Genomic DNA, 16,615 nt, shown 5'->3' with positions numbered 1-16,615 from the left:
CCTGTTACCCTGTTGTTGTGAAGGACGCAGTGCCGCTGGCCAGAGTCGCCCGGCCAAAGCCATCCATGGCGCACAATGCCGCTACCACGCCAGCTTCGGTGACGGGGTAAGGCTCGTTGTGAATGATCTCGCCAGCTCGGCAGGCGCGTCGGGCCACTCGTTGCAATTGGTCGAGGTCGGCGGCATCGATGCCGATCTGCGCCAGGGTCACTGGCAGACCGGTATCGCGGCAGAACTCGAACAGTTGCACGCGCCGAGCGTGGTCGTGCAACGCCAGGAACATCGACGCCAGCAGCCCGACCGCGACCTTTTCGCCGTGCAGCGCCTGATGGGTACTTTCGACATCCGCCAGGCCATGGTGGATGGCATGGGCCGCCGCCACGCCGCCCGACTCGAACCCCAGGCCGGACAGCAGCACACAGGCCTCGACGGTTTCCTCGAAATCGGGCGTCAGCAACTGCCGGCGGCAATCGCTGACGGCCTGCACGCCATGGCGCAACAAAGTGTCCAGGCACAGGCGAGCGGCCTGGTGGGCCAGCGCAGTGCCGGTACCGCCGCACAGATTGCCAGCTCCGGAGCGGCGGCAGGCCTGGGCTTCATACCAGGTCGCCAGGGCGTCACCGATACCGCTGATGAAAAACCGCACCGGCGCCTGTACCAGCACCTCGGTATCGACCAGCACCAGCGCCGGGTTGCGCCGCACGAAGCGGTCCTGCAGCACCCGCCCGCGCTCGTCATAGACCACCGCCAGAGCCGAGCACGGGGCGTCGGAAGCGGCCACCGTCGGTACGCAGACAAAGGCAATGTCGAGGTCGTCCGCCGCTGCCCGCCCGGTATCCACGACCTTGCCGCCACCGAAGGCCACCAGCACTGCGGTGCCCTTGGCGGCGCTGACCGTGGCCGCGATCGTGGCAAGGGTGCAGCCGCCTTGGGCAATGCATTGGCTCATCTGCAGGCCGCCCATGGCGTCCAGGCGTGGGCCGATAACGCCCGCCACCGCCGGGTCGATCAGGCAAAACACGCGGTTGCCAAGGCGTAGCAGTTCGGTTTCAAGATGCGCCAAGGCACCCGGCCCCTGCAGGTAGCGCGAGGGGAATACGCTGCTGCGCAGTTTCAGTCCAGCCCCGTTCACGACAGGCATACCGCGCCGCGCTCAATCGCCAAGGGTAAGGGCGCCGCTATCGCAGGCTGCGGCAAGGCTTCGCCCATCAACAGCGCCACACCACGGTCGGCCACCGCGTAGGTGGTCGCGTTGGTATTGCCGCTGATGATGGTCGGCCAGGCCGAGGCATCGAATACGTACAAGCCCTCGACCCCGCGCACCTGCAGCTCGGGTGTGAGTACCGCCATGGGGTCGTCGTCACGGCCCATGCGGCAGGTGCCGCAGGGGTGGTAGACGGTCTTGACGCTACGCCTGCAGTGTTCTTCGAGCGTGGCATCGGTAGGCTCCGGCACCGACGGAAACACCAGTTTGGCGACCATACCGGCCAGGGGCGTGGCCTTGACGATCCTCAGCGCCTGCCGAATGCCGGCGACCGACAGGCGCATGTCCTCGGGGTCGTGCAGGTAGTTGGGGTAGACGATCGGCGAGACCTTCGGGTCGCCCGATTCGAGGGTCACCCGGCCACGGCTGCGTGGGCGCAGCACGCAGCTGTTGAGGGTCAGGCCGTAGGTGGCCTTCTGGTCGGTGACGTCGGGATCCAGGTACACCGAAGGCACGCAGAACACTTGCAAGGTCGGCGCCGCCGCCGGGTCGTCCGGGTTGAAGAAGGCCCCGGCCTCGACACCGTTGGACGTCACCGGACCGCTGCGAAACGCCAGGTACTGCAAGCCGTTGCGGATGCGGTTCCATCCCTCGTCCTGCTTGTAATAGCCGTACGGCCCGTTGCAGAACGCCAAAACCGGCACCTCATGGTGATCCTGCAGATTCTCACCGACGCCTGGCAGGTCGACCTTCACCTCGATCCCGTGGCGCTGCAGCTGCGCCGCCGGGCCGACCCCAGAAAGCATCAGTACCTGCGGCGTCACCAGCGCGCCTGCGGTGACGATCACCCGCGGTGCCTGGGCCTGGCGCAACTGACCGTTGTGCTCGAACTCCACCCCGGTGGCCACGCCTTGCTCGATCAGCACCCGATGCACCCGGGCGCCCTTGAGCACCTGCAGCTTGGGATTGCCCAGCACCGGTTTGAGAAAGGCATCGACGGCGCTGCAGCGGCGACCGTTGAAGGTGGTCAGCTGATAGAAACCGGTGCCGTTCTGTACGCCACTGTTGAAATCGGCGTTGTAGGGTATACCCGCAGCCTGCGCCGCCAGCACGAAGGCTCGCGACAGGTCGCTGGGATGCTGCGCATCACTGACCTTGAGCGGCCCTGCGGCGCCATGCATGGCGTTGTTGAAGGTGCCGTTGCCTTCCAAACGCGTGAAGTGCGGCAACAGCTGCGCGAAGCTCCAACCGTGGCTACCGGAGGCTGCTACCCAGTCGTCGTAGTCACGGGCCTGGCCACGGATGTAGACCATGGCGTTGACCGAGCTGCCGCCGCCCAGCACCTTGCCCTGTGGAATCGACGGCTGGCGATCGAACAGATGGCCGTGTCGGTCGCTCTTGTGAAAGGTCATGTAGCGTTCGTTGCCCAGCAGTTTGACGAAGCCGGCCGGCATGTGGATCAGCGGGTGGCTGTCACCCGGCCCAGCTTCCAGCAGCAACACGCGCAGGCCATGGTCGCCGACCAGGCGGCCAGCAGTCAGGCAACCGGCGGAACCGGCGCCGATCACGATGGCGTCGTAAGTAGAATTGTTGTTCATCGACAAAGTCCGTTGGTGGCCCTAAAGATCAGCGACGGCGGCCCTGCGCCATGCCTGCCAGGATCGCCGCGGCGGCGATCACCAGCCCCTGCACGATCAGCTTGCCGGACTCGCCCGCGCCAAACACATTGAGAATGTTGAACAGCAAGGTCAGCGCGAACGCCGCCACGGTCGGCCCAAGCATGCCGCCGCGGCCACTGCCGAACGTCACGCCGCCGAGAATCACACCGGCGATGGAATTCATCACCACGTCGCCGCCCAGGTTGGAGGTGCTCACCCCCACGTAGCCGGACAACAGCAGCCCGCCCGCTGCCGCCAAGGCACCGGCGGCCACATGGGACGCCAGCAGCACCCGGCGGATCGGCACGCCCGAGAGCGTCGCCGCTTGCGGGTTGCTGCCCACCGCCTGCATCAGGCGACCGAATACCATCACCCGCAGGATCACCCCCAGTAGCAGGGCGATCGCCAGCCAGATCATGCCGGCCAGCGGCACCGGCCCGACGCGGCCCTGGCCCAGGTCCTTGACCAGCTGCGGCACCGAGCCCGGCGCGTTGTCGGTGCTCAGGTACAGCACCAGGCCCACCAGGATCGCGCCCGTAGCCAGCGTGACGATCACTGCCGAAGCGCGGAACACGGTGATGAACAGGCCATTCACCGCGCCGACCACGGCGCCCGCGAGCAGCGGCAGGCCGATGGCCCAGACCGGCGAGAGCCCGGCGACCAGCGCCGTGGTGCAGACAAAATTGGTCAGCAGGAAGATTCCGCCCAGCGACAGGTCGATGGAGCGGCAGCGCATCACCAGCAATTGCGCACATACCGCCAGCCCCAGCGGCGCGGCCTGGCGGAAGATGACCATCTGGAACGGCAGCTGCAGCAGCATTGGCTTGAGCACGGCGCAATAGCCGATCAGAGCGAGGAGCACCCAGATCGACGGCGCGATGCCGGTGAGGATGCGCCCCAGCGTGTGACGGGAAGAGCGCTGCGGCGAATCGCCAACGGGTGCAACCAGGGTTCGAGTCATGTTCATGTCCTCAGAGTCCTAACTGTTGACGGCGGCGCAGGCACACGGCAATGAGCAGCAAGGCGCCATTGACCACCGATAGAAGGAAAGGGTTGATCTGCACCAGGTTCATGCCGTTGCCGACCAGGCCCAACAGCAAGGTCCCGCACAGGGTGCCCCAGACGCCGCCGATGCCGCCGGTCAATTGCGTGCCGCCTAGTGCAACCGCAGCAATCGAGTCCAGGCCATAGGAGGTGCCCACCCAGGGGTCGCCGGACGAAATGCGCCCGGCCAGGAATATCCCCGCCACGGCCGCGAACAGCGCGCACAGCACGTAGCCTCGAATCACCGTCCAGCTGACGTTGACCCCCGCCAGTGCGGCGTTGTCGGCGCCGCCGCCCACGGCGTACAGGTGCAGGCCGAAGCGCGAGCGGTGCAGCACGAACCAGGCGGCCAGCACCGCCAGCACAATCCACGCGACCGCCAGCGGCACCGGCCCGATGCTGCCATTCACGGCATTGACGATGCCCGGCGCCACCAGCCCACCCGGGGTCGGCAGGATGATCAGCACAATGCCCTGCAGCACCGTCGCGGTGGACAAGGTCATGATGATCGGGTGCACGCGAAAGCGCGCCACGCCCACGCCGTTGATCAGCCCCAGCAGTACCGCGGCGCCGATCACCAGCGTAACGCCGAGCACCGGCGACTCAGTGTTGGCGATCAAACCAGTGGCCAGGCTGATCATCACCCCCACCGACAGATCCAGGCCGCCGGTAAGGATCACCAGAGTCTGCCCCAGCGCCACCACCAGCAAGGGCGTCGCCTGCACCAGCAGGTTGCCGATGTTTTCCACGCTGCGAAACTGCGCGAAGCACACCGCCAGCGCCACCAGCGCCATCAACAGCAGGATGGCCGACAGGTATTGGCCGCCAACACGGCCGGCATATGGAGACTTGATCATGGTTGCACCTCGCCGCCGTGGACGGCGTTGCCCACGGCCGCCTGCAGGATGTCTTCTTCAGTGATGGCTGCCGCCGAACGCTCGGCGACGATGACCCGGCCCTTGATCACCAGCACGCGATCGGCGACGCCTATCACTTCCGGCAGCTCCCGTGAGGTGAACAGCACCGTGCCGCCCTTGGCGCAGAACGCGCGCAGGGCGTTGTAGATCTCGGTCTTGGCGCCGACATCGACACCCCGGGTCGGCTCCTCGATCAGCAACACTTTGGCGCCTACCGCCAGCCAGCGCCCGAGCATGACCTTCTGCTGGTTGCCACCCGAGAGGTTGATCACCGCGAGGGAGGTGCTGCTGGCGCGGATGCTCAACTCCTTGACCAGCCCGGCGACCACGCCGGAGCAGCGCTGGGCCAAGGTCCACGGCCTGCACCGCTGGTGAATACCGAGCGTGAGGTTGGCATGGATGGGCAAATCCAGGTAGAGACCTTCGCCCTTGCGGTCCTCTGGCATGAATGCCAGCCCGTGCCGCAGCGAGCGAGCACTGCCGCTACCCGGGTTGAACTGGGCCACTGCCCCCGTGCCATCGCGCACCTTGACCTTGACCTGGGCCTGACCATGCAACTGAACACCGGCCAAAGTCCGCACGATCTCGCGCTGACCCTGCCCTTCGAGCCCGGCCAAGGCGACGATCTCGCCGCGCTTGAGGTTGAAGCTCAACGGCGTGGCCTGCTTGTCCACCTGCAATCCATCGACCTCCAGTACCGCGTCGCCCAGTACCTGCGCCTTGGGCGGGTACAGCTGCGACAGGTCGCGCCCGACCATCAGCGACAACAGCCGGTCGGGGTTCAACTCGCGGGTGGCGTAGCTACCCACCAGCTTGCCGTCCTTGAGCACCGTGGTGGTATCGCACAGCTCGAAGATCTCGCGCATGCGGTGGGAGATGTAGAAGATGCATTTGCCGCGGTCGCGCAACGCCTTGAGCAGCGTTTCCAGGCGCGCCACTTCCTGGGTGTTGAGGGCCGCGGTGGGCTCGTCGAAAATGAAAATCTGCGCATCGACGGTCAGGCCCTTGGCGATTTCCACCGACTGCTGCTCGGCGACGGTCAGCGAACTGACACTGCGCCGCGGGTCGATTGCCAGGCCGACCTGGGCCAGGGCCTTCTCGGCCGCCGCGTTCATTGCCGCACGGTCCAGCTGCGGGCCACAACGCAACTCGCGCCCCAGGAACATGGTCTCGGCCACGGTCAGGTTGGGCACCAGAGAAAACTCCTGGAACACTGTCGAGATCCCCGCGTTCAGGGCATCGAGCGGCGATCGGAACGTTACCGGCCGGCCCTGCAGGAACAGCTCGCCCTCCGACGGCTTGACCACGCCGGCGATGATTTTCATCAAGGTCGACTTGCCTGCGCCGTTCTCACCGGTCACGGCATGAATCGAACCGGTCCGGCCTTCGATCGCGACCTGGGTAAGCGAAGGCACACCGTCATAGCGTTTGGAAATGTTGCGCGCTGCAATAAGGGTTTGCATTACCAGATCTCCCGGTCAGTCATTGCTTGCCGTAGAGTTTTTTCAGCTGATCGTCCGGCAGGCCGCTCGGTACCCAATAGTTGTCATTCAGATCGGGACGGTAGTACTGGTCGAAGGTCGCTTTGGTGACCGGATCCGGCAGGGCGACGTAGCGTTTGTGCAGCGGCTTGCCGTCGAGCAGCGCCAGCGCCGCGCGAATACCAGCAGAACCCTGCTCGGAGGGGAACAGCGCGGCCATGGAGTTGGCGCCGCTGTCTTTCCAGGCCTTGAGGAAACCGTTGTTGCCTTCGCCGGTGATCGGCGGCACGGGGCGGCCGAATTCCTTGAACACATCGATGCAGGCACGGCTCATGTCGCCGCCCGACGACCAGATGCCGTCGACATCCGGGTTGCTCAGCATGAGCGCCTCGCAGACCTGCTTGCCCTTGTTATAGGACCAGTCGCCGTACTGCTCGGCGGCGATCTTGATATCCGAACCCTTCAGGCCCGCCAGCAGACCTTGATAGCGCTGGGTATCGGCAGCGATGCCGGCCTGGCCGCGCAGTACCCAGATATTGCCTTTGCCCTTGAGGGTATCTACCAGGAACTTGCCTCCCACCTCACCGAAGTGCAGGGCGTCACCCTGGATCTCGACGGTAAATTTGTCGGTGTCGATTTCAGTGGAATGGATGATGACTGGAATGCCCGCCGCTACGGCTTTCTCGATCACCGGAGTGAGCGCTGTGTAGGACACCGGGGCAATGATGATTGCATCGACCTTCTGGGCGATCATGTCTTCGATATCGGCGATCTGCTTGGCCGGCTTGGACTGGGCATCGGCGAACACCAGTTGCTTGATGTCTTTGTGCAGCGAAGCTTCGTAACGCGACTCATGCACCATCTGGGTCATCCAGGTGTTGCCGAAACCCCATATGCTCAAGCCGATGCGATAAGGCGCGGGCTTCTTGTACTGGTTGGCGGTGGTCATGGGGTTATCCCCCGCGCGCACCGTCAAGCCTTTCATCAACGCGGTGGCGTCGTCTTCCGCCATGGCAGGCAGGTTGAACAGCGCGCAAAAACTCAAAGCCAGGGCACAGATGATCTTTTTGTTCTTCATGGGCGGTCTTCTTTATTATTGGTTTGGAGATGACGCTTGCAATGTCACATCTGACGTGTAACATATTAGACATTAGATGTGGTGTCAAACAGCGTTCACCGTGATCAGCGCGTCCACTGACGAAGACGCTGCAGGAGAAATTCAATGAGCTCGACATGGACCCCGATCCAGCACACCCACCTCACCGACCAGGTGTACGCCGCTGTGCGCGACCGCATTCTGTCGCGCCTGATCAAGATCGATGAGCAGGTCAACGTGGAGGAAATAGCCGCCGAGCTGCGCGTCAGCCGCACGCCCGTGGTCGACGCCATCAAGCGCCTGGCCGCCGAGGGCCTGGTCGAAGTCAAGGCGCGCCGCGGCACTTATGTGCGTGGCATCAGCGAGCACGACCTGATCGAGATCTTCCAGATTCGTGAAGCACTGGAGCTGTTCGCCCTGCGCCACGCCATCGAAAGCGATGTGCACGACCAGGTGGTGGAGGAGATGTCGACATTGCTGCAAGCCATGGGCGACAGCATCGATGGTGACACCTTCAGCGATTATTCGCGCTTCACCATGGCCGACCGCGCCTTCCACACCGTGATGATCGACTCGTGCGACAACCAGCGCATGAAGGATGCGTACGAGAACCTCAACATCCACCTGCACATCATGCGCAGCCACTTCTTCGAAGGCCTGGAGCCGCCAAAGCGCGTGCACGCCGACCATACGGAAATCCTCGAAGCGCTAATCGCTCGCGACTATGCCAGCGCTGAAAAGGTGGTGCGCAACCACCTGAGCTCGATTCGCACCAAGATGATCGACAACATTCGCAAGGCCGGCGGCATGTTGTAAGCCGCCGGCAGGATCCTCAGGCGCGGCCTGAGCCAGCGTCCGGAAAATGAAGACTCGCCCGCCGTTGAAGCAACGGCGGAGCACAATAAAAAACCAGCGAGAGTCATGACCATGAGCACTGCAAACAATCCGTTATTGGCGGTTGGTACCTACACGCTGAAAATGCCCCATGTCGACGGTAAAGGCCGCGGTATCGAACTACTGCGCTTCGACCCGGCCACCGCCACGCTGAGCCCGGCGGGCGGCTACCCCGACCTGACCAACCCCTCTTACCTCTGCGTGTCCCAGAACCGGCGCCACCTGTACAGCGTTCGCGAGATCGGCGCCGACGGTGATCCCGGCATCGACGTATTCACCCTGGATGCCCGTGGCGCGACCTTGCAGCTCGAGCAGCGCATCTCCAGTCCCGGCGAGTGGCCCTGCTACATCGCCGTGGATGCCAGCAGTCAGCTGCTGTTGCTCTCCAACTACCTGAGCGGTGAAGTACTCGCCTACCCTTTGGCCACCGATGGCCAGGTGATCGACACCCCTACCGTGCTGCAACGCAGCGGCCAGGGGCCGAACGCCGAGCGCCAGGAAGGTCCCCATGCCCACTGCGCGCTGGTCAGCCCCGATGGCCGCTTCGCCTACCTGGCCGACCTGGGCATCGACGCCGTGGTGCGCCATGCCATCGACGCCGGCAAGGTCAACCCCGAGCCCGACCTGGCGCTCCCCGCAGTGCCCGGCGCCGGCCCGCGTCACCTGGCATTCACCGCCGATGGCAAACACTTGCTGGTCAACCACGAGCTGGGCTCATCGGTGAGCCTGTACCGCCTCGATGGCCCGCAGGTGCGGCGCCTGGCGGAAGTCTCCAGCCTGCCGCCAGCCTTCGATGGCCAGAGCGGCGCGGGCGGCATGCACTTGCACCCCAACGAGCGCTTCGTGTACGTGGCCAACCGCGGCCATGACAGCGTTTTTGCAGCGCGGGTGGATGTCGAAAACGGCAGCCTCACGCCCATCGGCACTTGGCCCTCGGGCGGTCGCACACCTCGCGACTTCACTTTCTCGCCCGACGGCGGCCACCTGCTGTGCGCCTCCCAGGATGACGCCGTGATCCGCATTTTCAGCATCGACCCGCACAGCGGCGAACTCACTCACGTGGGCGAGGATTACCCGATCGCCAGCGCGGTCTGCCTGCAGTTCATCTGACCCAGCCTCTCTACAAGAACAAGGACAATCGGCATGCCAACCACAGCACAACGCCCACGCACGGTGATGGTCACTGGTGCGGGGGGCAACCTCGGGCAAAAAGTCGTCGAAGCCCTGGCCCGCGAGCCCTGGTGCTCGAAAGTCATCGGCATCGACCGCAGCGGCGACTATTCGAAATTTTCCGCCGAGGCCCGCGAGCGCCTCGAACTGGTCAAGGGCGACCTCACCGTACGCGGCGGCGCCTGGACCACCGCCATGGCCGAGGTCGACACGGTGATCCACTTCGCCGCCCTGCACCCACTGCCAGACGCCAGCTGGGAGCAGGCCCTGGCGTCCTACGACATGACCCTTAACTTGCTGCTCGAAGCGACCGCCAACGGTGTCGAGCGGTTCGTCTTCGCTTCGTCCAACCACGCCATGGGCGCCTACAAGGACCTGCCCCTGGCCGCGCAGATGGGTCCCGGGAAACTGACCGCCGAACTGCCACCCGCTCCCGGCACCCGCTGGCACAACGGCGACCACGAAGAGCATTCGCTGGCCTATGGCACGTCCAAGGTGATGGGTGAAAAGCTCTGCGCCGCGGTCGCCGAACTCGCCGCTGGCAAACTCAGCGCGGTGTCGGTGCGGGTGGGCTGGTCACTGACCGGCGCCAACGACCCCCGCGACATTACTCATTCCGGCTCGCCCGCCTCTAGCGCCGATGCGCAGCAATTGGATGATGACGCCAAACGCGCGCTGCGATGGTTCCGCAACATGTGGCTGTCCAATGGCGACCTCGAGCGCCTGTTCATCGCCGCGGTACTGGCCGACAGCAGCCACTGGCCGGCGCCGGCAGTGATCGTCAACGGCGTGTCGAACAACCGCGGCATGGACTGGGATCTCAGCAGCGCCGCCCGATACCTCGGCTACCAGGCCCAGGACGACCTCTACCGCCATGTCGATGCTTGACCCGCCCAGGTACCGCACATGATCAACGCCAACGTAGAGGACCTGCGGCGCAGCGCGCGCCGCAAGCTGCCGAAGATGTTTTTCGATTACATCGACGGCGGCGCATTCAGTGAGCACACGCTGGGCACCAACGTCAGTGACTTCGACCAATGGTGGCTGGAGCAGGAGATCATGGTCGATCTCAGCGAGCGGCGCTTGAACACGCGCCTGCTGGGCAACGACCACGCCCTGCCCTTCATGCTTGCGCCGGTCGGCTTCGCCGGCATGTTCTGGCCCCAGGGCGAGGTGGCGGCGGCGCGCGCGGCGAGAGCGGCAGGCATCCCCATGTGCCTGTCGACCTTCTCCATCAATTCCATGGAGCAGGTGGCGGCCGCGCTGCCCAAGGGCCTGGCCTTCCAGCTGTATGTGTTCAAGGATCGGCAACTGGCGGAAGAAATGATTGCCCACGCCCTGGCGGCGGGAATCGATACCCTGTTCCTGACCGCCGACACCGACATTTCTTCGGTACGTGAGCGCGACACCCGCAACGGTTTTCGCACTGCGGCCAACCTCAATCTCAGCGCCCTGCTCGACTTCGCCTCACGCCCCGGCTGGTGCCTGCGCATGGCCCGCAATGGCAAGGCGCAGCTGGGCAACGTCGGCCACCGCCCGGAGCTGGCCGGGGATTTCATGTCCCAGGCCTCGTACCTGTCCGGCAACGTAGATCCGAGCATGACCTGGAAAGACCTCGAGTGGCTGCGTCAGCGATGGCCCGGGCGGTTGGTGCTCAAGGGCGTGCTGTCGGTACGCGATGCCGAGCGCGCGTTGAACGCCGGTGTCGATGCCATCGTCGTCTCCAACCACGGTGGCCGGCAACTCGACGGCGCGCGTTCGAGCATCACGGCGCTGCCAGAGATCGCCGCTTGGGTCGACGGCCGTATGGAGATTCTGTTCGACGGCGGCATCCGGCGTGGCAGCCAGATCGTCAAGGCGCTGGCCCTCGGCGCCGACGGCGTACTGCTGGGCCGGGCGTTCGCCTACGGCCTGGCAGTGAATGGCGAAGCAGGGGTGCGCGAAGCGATCGAATTGCTGCGCGCCGAGACCGACATCACCCTGGCGCTGATGGGCATCACCAGCATAGACGCGCTCAAAGCCAATCGCCACAGGCTGATCAAACGCAAGGATCAGCCCGAACGATAGGGGCGCAACGCTCGATAGCTATCGCGATTCGCTTGCAGGATCGACCCCGCCGCACGTTCGCAGGATACCGACTTCTTGCTCGAGGCCTGCGAAAATGCGAATCGACAGGGACATGCACAGCGGCATGGATGGTTACCTGGCCTGGCGCGCCGCGCCGACCAGCCCGTCCAGCCAGTCCTGGTGGCCGTTGATCATCGGGTTGGGCTTGGCCTTGGCCAGTTCCTCGGCAGGTTTGCCCTTCTGGGTTTCCTGGGTGAGGATGCGCACGCGGCCCTCGGACAGGTCTTCTATCAGCCAGGCGTGGTGCACGTCCAGGCGGGTGTCGCCCTCGCCGGCCCAGCCATGCCAGGCGACGCGGCCGGGCTGGCCTTGAGTGGGAGGCACATGTTCGGTGCACTGAGCCTCAACCGGGAAGCCGAAGGTTTCGAAATAAAAACGCACGCCCTCAGAAAGCTCCGGGCCTTTGTCGTCGTAAAAACGGATGTTCGCCGCATTGGAGTAGTAGGTTGGCCACTTCGGGGCGAAGCTGAGCAGCGGCCAGATGTCAGCAGCGCTGAGGCCGGCGACGATAACTTCGTTGGAACAGAAGTTTTCGGTGAAGCCCGGCAGATAGTCTTGTGGCCAGATGATTTCGTGCATGTCCGATACTCGATGGGTTAGACGTGGCCCATCTTGGCTGCTAGCCTGAAATAACGCCAATCGCCATATTTTATCCTAGACATCATGAATCCTGATATCAGACATCTAGACTTCAATCTGCTCAAAACGCTGGATGCGCTGCTGGACGAGCGCAGCGTCACCCGGGCCGCCGAGCGCCTGGCCCTGACCCAACCGGCGGTGAGCGGCATGCTTACGCGCCTGCGCGAGAGCTTTGGCGACCCGCTGTTCGTGCGCGCGCAACGCGGCATGGTACCGACCCTGCGCGCCGAACAGTTGGCCGGGCCGGTCAAGCAGTTGCTCAGTGACATCGAAGCGATCCTGCAACCCGAAGCGTTCGAGCCGGCAACGGCAAGCATGACCGTGACCCTGGCGTCCACCGACTATGCCTTGCGCGCCGTGGTGGTGCCCTTTCTGGCCGCGCTCAGGCTGCAGGCGCCGAATATACGCGTGGCGGTTCAGGCGATCGACAATCAAGCGCTGCTCACGCAACTCGACCGCGGCGATGTTGACCTGGCACTGGTCACGCCGGACTTCACCGCGCCAGGTCTGCACGCTCAGGCGCTTTTCGATGAACGCTACGTGTGCGTCATGCGCGCCGACCACCCGGACGCCGCCATCGGCACGTTGTCGCTGGAGCGTTTTTGCGCGCTGGATCATGTATTGGTGTCCTCCTCGGGGGGCTCATTTCATGGGGTCACGGACGAGGCCCTGGAAAAGCTCGGACGGTCGCGGCGCGTGACAATCTCGGTGACCAGTTTTCTGGTGCTGCCAGAGATCCTCGCCGTCAGCGACATGATCGCTGTCGTGCCTCGGCGATTGGCGCTGCACCGCAATGATCTGGCGATGATCGAGCCACCGCTGGCCATCCAAGGCTTTAGCAAGACCGTCGCCTGGCATGAACGCACGCACCGCGATGCAGGTCAGCGCTGGTTGCGCTCGTTACTGATCAAGACCTGCTCGCAGCACGCTCGATGACGGTGCCGATGCGTAGGGTCGCAGGTGCAAACGGGGTATCATGAGCGCCGCTGTCGCCCCGCCGAATGCCAGCTACCGGTCTTCTCACCCACGTTGGTCCCTCGAGGTAGCCTGTGTCCCAAAGTATTGAACGCGCCATCGAAGTCCTCATGCTGATCGGCAACGAACCTCTGACCCCTGCCGAGATTGCCCGTCGCCTCGACGTGCACCGCTCCACCGCCCTGCGCATCATGGATGTGCTGTTCAGCCAGCGGCTCCTGCGCAAGCTGCCGGATGGCCGTTATGGCATCGGTCCGGCGCTGCTGTCGCTGGCCTACCACGCGCAGGACCAATACAGCCTGGTGAGGCTGGCACGGCCACGGCTGGTGCAGCTGAGCGAGATATACGACCAGACCGTGCACCTGGCTGAACTGCAAAGCGACCAGATCGTGTACATCGACAAGATCGAGCCCAAGCGCTCCATTCGCCTGACCTCGCGGGTGGGCGACGCGGTGTGCCTGCACACCGCCAGTGTCGCCAAGTCGATCCTGGCATTCGCCGGCGAAGAAGTGCGCGAGCAACTGCTGGCAGGCCATGAGTTCACTCGTTTCACCCCCACCAGCATCCAGTCGCGTGAGGCTTATCTTGAGGCACTGGAGGGGGTGCGCGAGCGCGGTTGGTCGACCGACGACGGTGAGCTGGAGGAGTACATCAACTGCCTGGGCGTGCCGATTCGCGATGTCACCGGCAATGTGGTGGCGGCGGTGTCGATCATCGAACTCAAAGCTAAAAGCGACCTGAGCGCGATGCAGCAGACCGTGCTCGAGCCCCTGCAGGAAGCGGCTCGGGCCATCTCCCGTGACCTGGGATGGAACGGCTGAGAAAGCCCGCCGCCCCCGGGCCGCAGCGAACTCAGCGCTGCGCTGTGCGGGCGAGGAAATCCTCGTCGATATCGAACCCCAGGCCCGGCCCCTCAGGCAACGTCAACCAACCCTGCTCATGACTCAACGGCTGGTGCACCAGCGCCGTGCGGAACGGATGCGACGAGGTGTCGTACTCGAACAGCGGCTGGTCGGCGAACAGACCGAAGTGAGTGGTCGGCGTGTTGGCGATACTGTGCAACGAGGCGTACTGGCCCACCGCAGTGCCCCACACATGGGGGTTGACCTGCACCCCGCCCGCTTGCGCAAGCACGTTGATGTGCTTGAGCGCGGTGAAGCCGCCGGCCAGGCAGATATCCGGCTGGGCGATGTCCACCGCGCCGGCGGCGATCAGGTCGCGGAAACCGTACAGCGAGAACTCTGCTTCGCCACCGGCAATCGGCGTGTCCAGAGCATCGCGCACGCGCCGGTAGCCGGCCAGGTCCTCGGGCACCACCGGTTCTTCGATCCAGCGCAGGCGCAGATTGTCGAGGGCGCGGCCCAGGCGGATGCTGTCGTTGGCGCCGTAGCCGTGGTTGACGTCGATCATCAACTGCACGCCCTCCCCCAGCGCCTCGCGAATGGCTTGCATCACCGCGATGTCGTCGTCCAGGCCGAAGCCGAGCTTGACCTTCATGATGCTGAAACCAGCCTCCGCGTGTCGTACCGCCTCGGCCGCCATGTCCGCCGCCTGGCCCTGGCCGCGGCTGCGAAAGAAACCGGTGGCGTAGCATTGCACGCGCTCGCGGAACGCCCCGCCCAGCAGGCGCCACACCGGCAGTCCGGCGGCCTTGCCACGAATGTCCCAAAGGGCGATGTCGATGGCGCTGATGGCGCCGAGCACCACACCTTTGCGGCCATAGTCGCGGGTACGCACATACATCGTGTCCCATAGCACGTCGGTGGCCAGCGGATCCTGGCCGATCAGCAGCGGCTTGAGGGCACTGTCGATCACCGCAGCGCTAATCTCCGGCGGCTGCAGGCCGACGCTGAAGGTCTCGCCCCAGCCTTCGATACCGGTGTCGGTGACCACCCGCACCAGGGTGGTTGAGCGTCCCGTTACCCAGCCTTGGGAATAGGCGAAGGGGCGTTCGAGCGGGCTCTTGAGCAGATAGGTTTCGATACGGGCGATTTTCATACCAGGGCTCCATTGAGGTTGGCTGCTGGCGCGCCGGCCGCTGCGGACGGCGAAGCAACGATGGGTTGGCGCACGCCGAAGTGATAGAACAGCGCCGACAGCACCGCGACACCGGCGGAAATGAAGAACACCAGATTGAACGAGTGCGTGGCATCGATGATCAGCCCGGCCACGAGCGGCGACAGGGTGGCGCCGATAAAGCCGCCGAAATTCTGAATCGACCCCACTGAGGCCACCGTCGAGGGCGTGGTGAATTCGCAGGGCAGCGACCAGGCGTGGGCGACCACCGCGCCATTGAAGCCCAGGGCGAAGGCCATCAACGTGACGGCGATGGCCAGCCCAGCGCCTTCGCCGAACAGGCCGTTGAACGGAATCAACGCCAGCACCAGCGCCTGCAGCAGCATCGAGGCGATGATGGTGACCTTCTTGGCCTTCATGGTGGTCCAGCCAGCGCGCTCGCTGAGCCTGCCGGAAATCAGCCCGCTGGCCAGGTCGCCGATGATGGCGCCAACCCAGGGCACGCTGGCGATCAGCCCCAGCGAAGCAAACTTGACACCGAACTGGTTGATGATGAACAGCGGGATGAACACCAGGAAGATCTGGTATGCCCACATGTTGCAGAAGAAGCCGGCCATCATCCCCCACATCGACCGCTTCCTGAACAGGCTCGCCCAAGGCACCCACGGACCTTCATCGAGCTGGACGCCGCTATCCTGGCGAATATAGCTGAGCTCCTCGACGCTGACGTTCGGCGACTTGTCCAGGTCGCGGTAGAACAGCAGGAAAATCGCCGCCACCACGACCCCGGCGATGCCGGCGAGAATGAACATCTCGCGCCAGCCAAACTCGGCGACTATCCATACCAGCAACACGGTGAAGAAAGCCGGGCCGGCCTTGAGCGCCGAATCCCAGCAGCCGTTGGCGAAGCCATGCTCTTTCTTCGGAAACCATTGGGTGACGATCTTGTTGGTGGACGGCAGCGAAGGCGCCTCGGCCAGGCCCAGGCAGGCCCGCGCGACGATGAAACCCGGCAGGCTGCCGATAAAGCCCATGGCCGCAGTGGCGCCGCTCCACACCGCCACCGACAGCCCCAACAGTTTGCGCGGCCCGAAGCGGTCGACGAACCAGCCGGAGGGCAGTTGACCGAACGCATAGAACAGCGAGAAGGCGCTGCCCAGCAGGCCGATATGAGTGGCGGTGAGGCCCAGTTCCGATTGCATCGCGGGGGCGGCAATCGACAGCGCCAGGCGGTCGATGTTGTTGATCAGCGCCAACAGGCACAGCAACGACAGCACCACCCAGCGTTTGCGGCCCTGGGGTTTGGGCAGGCTGGATGGACCGACCGGGGTTTTCATCATCATGTTAAGCGTCTCCATTTATGGATTTTGTAAGGCTGGACGACGATCGTGGAA

The 16,615-nt window shown here is 64.5% G+C and carries 15 protein-coding genes; 6 read left to right on the top strand and 9 right to left on the bottom strand.

Translation table 11 applies throughout. The features are described from left to right. Positions 1-4 precede the first annotated feature (4 nt). From AC3WJP_RS09835 to AC3WJP_RS09810, 6 genes are read right to left on the bottom strand one after another with little or no spacing between them, the layout of a single operon-like run. Positions 5-1,141: a glycerol dehydrogenase gene (locus tag AC3WJP_RS09835; RefSeq protein ID WP_493720720.1), complete on the bottom strand. Its 1,137-nt coding sequence runs from the start codon at positions 1,139-1,141 to the stop codon at positions 5-7. Beyond that, on the bottom strand, positions 1,129-2,802 hold the full coding sequence (locus AC3WJP_RS09830) for a GMC family oxidoreductase (protein ID WP_493720719.1): 1,674 nt from the start codon (positions 2,800-2,802) through the stop codon (positions 1,129-1,131). The genes AC3WJP_RS09835 and AC3WJP_RS09830 overlap by 13 nt, the downstream gene beginning before the upstream one ends. Before the next feature lie 28 nt (positions 2,803-2,830). Then, complete coding sequence (locus tag AC3WJP_RS09825) at positions 2,831-3,823, bottom strand: ABC transporter permease (protein WP_493720718.1); 993 nt, start codon at positions 3,821-3,823, stop codon at positions 2,831-2,833. Positions 3,824-3,833: 10 nt separating this feature from the next. Beyond that, entirely contained in the window at positions 3,834-4,763 is a 930-nt protein-coding gene (locus tag AC3WJP_RS09820; RefSeq protein ID WP_493720717.1) for an ABC transporter permease, read from the bottom strand. Further along, positions 4,760-6,286: a sugar ABC transporter ATP-binding protein gene (locus tag AC3WJP_RS09815; protein WP_493720716.1), complete on the bottom strand. Its 1,527-nt coding sequence runs from the start codon at positions 6,284-6,286 to the stop codon at positions 4,760-4,762. The genes AC3WJP_RS09820 and AC3WJP_RS09815 overlap by 4 nt, the downstream gene beginning before the upstream one ends. Before the next feature lie 19 nt (positions 6,287-6,305). Next, positions 6,306-7,382 carry an ABC transporter substrate-binding protein gene (locus AC3WJP_RS09810; RefSeq protein WP_493720715.1) on the bottom strand — a complete coding sequence of 359 codons (1,077 nt, stop codon included), beginning with the start codon at positions 7,380-7,382 and terminating at the stop codon, positions 6,306-6,308. Positions 7,383-7,526: 144 nt separating this feature from the next. On the opposite strand from AC3WJP_RS09810, the gene AC3WJP_RS09805 reads away from it, so the two are divergent. The 4 genes from AC3WJP_RS09805 (at position 7,527) to AC3WJP_RS09790 (ending at position 11,531) form a co-directional block, all read left to right on the top strand. Continuing rightward, positions 7,527-8,216, top strand: coding sequence for a GntR family transcriptional regulator (locus AC3WJP_RS09805; protein ID WP_493720714.1), 690 nt, complete (start codon positions 7,527-7,529; stop codon positions 8,214-8,216). A gap of 111 nt (positions 8,217-8,327) precedes the next feature. Further along, on the top strand, positions 8,328-9,404 hold the full coding sequence (locus AC3WJP_RS09800; RefSeq protein ID WP_493720713.1) for a lactonase family protein: 1,077 nt from the start codon (positions 8,328-8,330) through the stop codon (positions 9,402-9,404). 33 nt (positions 9,405-9,437) lie between these two features. Next, positions 9,438-10,352: an NAD-dependent epimerase/dehydratase family protein gene (locus AC3WJP_RS09795; protein WP_493720712.1), complete on the top strand. Its 915-nt coding sequence runs from the start codon at positions 9,438-9,440 to the stop codon at positions 10,350-10,352. Between the two features lie 18 nt (positions 10,353-10,370). Further along, positions 10,371-11,531 (top strand): alpha-hydroxy acid oxidase, encoded by a 1,161-nt coding sequence (locus tag AC3WJP_RS09790; protein ID WP_493720711.1) that lies wholly within the window; start codon positions 10,371-10,373, stop codon positions 11,529-11,531. 132 nt (positions 11,532-11,663) lie between these two features. Here the strand turns inward: AC3WJP_RS09790 and AC3WJP_RS09785 are convergent, their stop codons facing one another. Beyond that, positions 11,664-12,170, bottom strand: a complete 507-nt coding sequence (locus AC3WJP_RS09785) for an SRPBCC family protein (protein WP_493720710.1) — start codon at positions 12,168-12,170, stop codon at positions 11,664-11,666. Between the two features lie 84 nt (positions 12,171-12,254). On the opposite strand from AC3WJP_RS09785, the gene AC3WJP_RS09780 reads away from it, so the two are divergent. After that, positions 12,255-13,166 (top strand): LysR family transcriptional regulator, encoded by a 912-nt coding sequence (locus tag AC3WJP_RS09780; protein ID WP_493720709.1) that lies wholly within the window; start codon positions 12,255-12,257, stop codon positions 13,164-13,166. Positions 13,167-13,279: 113 nt separating this feature from the next. After that, complete coding sequence (locus AC3WJP_RS09775) at positions 13,280-14,026, top strand: IclR family transcriptional regulator (RefSeq protein ID WP_493720708.1); 747 nt, start codon at positions 13,280-13,282, stop codon at positions 14,024-14,026. A 31-nt stretch (positions 14,027-14,057) separates the two neighbouring features. Here AC3WJP_RS09775 and AC3WJP_RS09770 read toward each other — a convergent pair whose 3' ends face one another. Next, on the bottom strand, positions 14,058-15,203 hold the full coding sequence (locus tag AC3WJP_RS09770; protein WP_493720707.1) for a mandelate racemase/muconate lactonizing enzyme family protein: 1,146 nt from the start codon (positions 15,201-15,203) through the stop codon (positions 14,058-14,060). Then, on the bottom strand, positions 15,200-16,564 hold the full coding sequence (locus tag AC3WJP_RS09765) for an MFS transporter (RefSeq protein WP_493720706.1): 1,365 nt from the start codon (positions 16,562-16,564) through the stop codon (positions 15,200-15,202). Before AC3WJP_RS09765 ends, AC3WJP_RS09770 begins: the two co-directional genes overlap by 4 nt. Between the last annotated feature and the right edge of the window lie 51 nt (positions 16,565-16,615).

The sequence above is a fragment of the Pseudomonas sp. GW821-FHT01A09 genome, from assembly GCF_058986725.1.
This window is presented reverse-complemented; position numbering and strand designations above follow the sequence as displayed.

Bases quoted from the DNA above. Each gene is read 5' to 3' on its own strand.
- AC3WJP_RS09835 (WP_493720720.1), bottom strand. From the start codon at position 1,141: ATGCCTGTCGTGAACGGGGCTGGACTGAAACTGCGCAGCAGCGTATTC.
- AC3WJP_RS09830 (WP_493720719.1), bottom strand. From the start codon at position 2,802: ATGAACAACAATTCTACTTACGACGCCATCGTGATCGGCGCCGGTTCC.
- AC3WJP_RS09825 (WP_493720718.1), bottom strand. From the start codon at position 3,823: ATGACTCGAACCCTGGTTGCACCCGTTGGCGATTCGCCGCAGCGCTCT.
- AC3WJP_RS09820 (WP_493720717.1), bottom strand. From the start codon at position 4,763: ATGATCAAGTCTCCATATGCCGGCCGTGTTGGCGGCCAATACCTGTCG.
- AC3WJP_RS09815 (WP_493720716.1), bottom strand. From the start codon at position 6,286: ATGCAAACCCTTATTGCAGCGCGCAACATTTCCAAACGCTATGACGGT.
- AC3WJP_RS09810 (WP_493720715.1), bottom strand. From the start codon at position 7,382: ATGAAGAACAAAAAGATCATCTGTGCCCTGGCTTTGAGTTTTTGCGCG.
- AC3WJP_RS09805 (WP_493720714.1), top strand. From the start codon at position 7,527: ATGAGCTCGACATGGACCCCGATCCAGCACACCCACCTCACCGACCAG.
- AC3WJP_RS09800 (WP_493720713.1), top strand. From the start codon at position 8,328: ATGAGCACTGCAAACAATCCGTTATTGGCGGTTGGTACCTACACGCTG.
- AC3WJP_RS09795 (WP_493720712.1), top strand. From the start codon at position 9,438: ATGCCAACCACAGCACAACGCCCACGCACGGTGATGGTCACTGGTGCG.
- AC3WJP_RS09790 (WP_493720711.1), top strand. From the start codon at position 10,371: ATGATCAACGCCAACGTAGAGGACCTGCGGCGCAGCGCGCGCCGCAAG.
- AC3WJP_RS09785 (WP_493720710.1), bottom strand. From the start codon at position 12,170: ATGCACGAAATCATCTGGCCACAAGACTATCTGCCGGGCTTCACCGAA.
- AC3WJP_RS09780 (WP_493720709.1), top strand. From the start codon at position 12,255: ATGAATCCTGATATCAGACATCTAGACTTCAATCTGCTCAAAACGCTG.
- AC3WJP_RS09770 (WP_493720707.1), bottom strand. From the start codon at position 15,203: ATGAAAATCGCCCGTATCGAAACCTATCTGCTCAAGAGCCCGCTCGAA.
- AC3WJP_RS09765 (WP_493720706.1), bottom strand. From the start codon at position 16,564: ATGATGATGAAAACCCCGGTCGGTCCATCCAGCCTGCCCAAACCCCAG.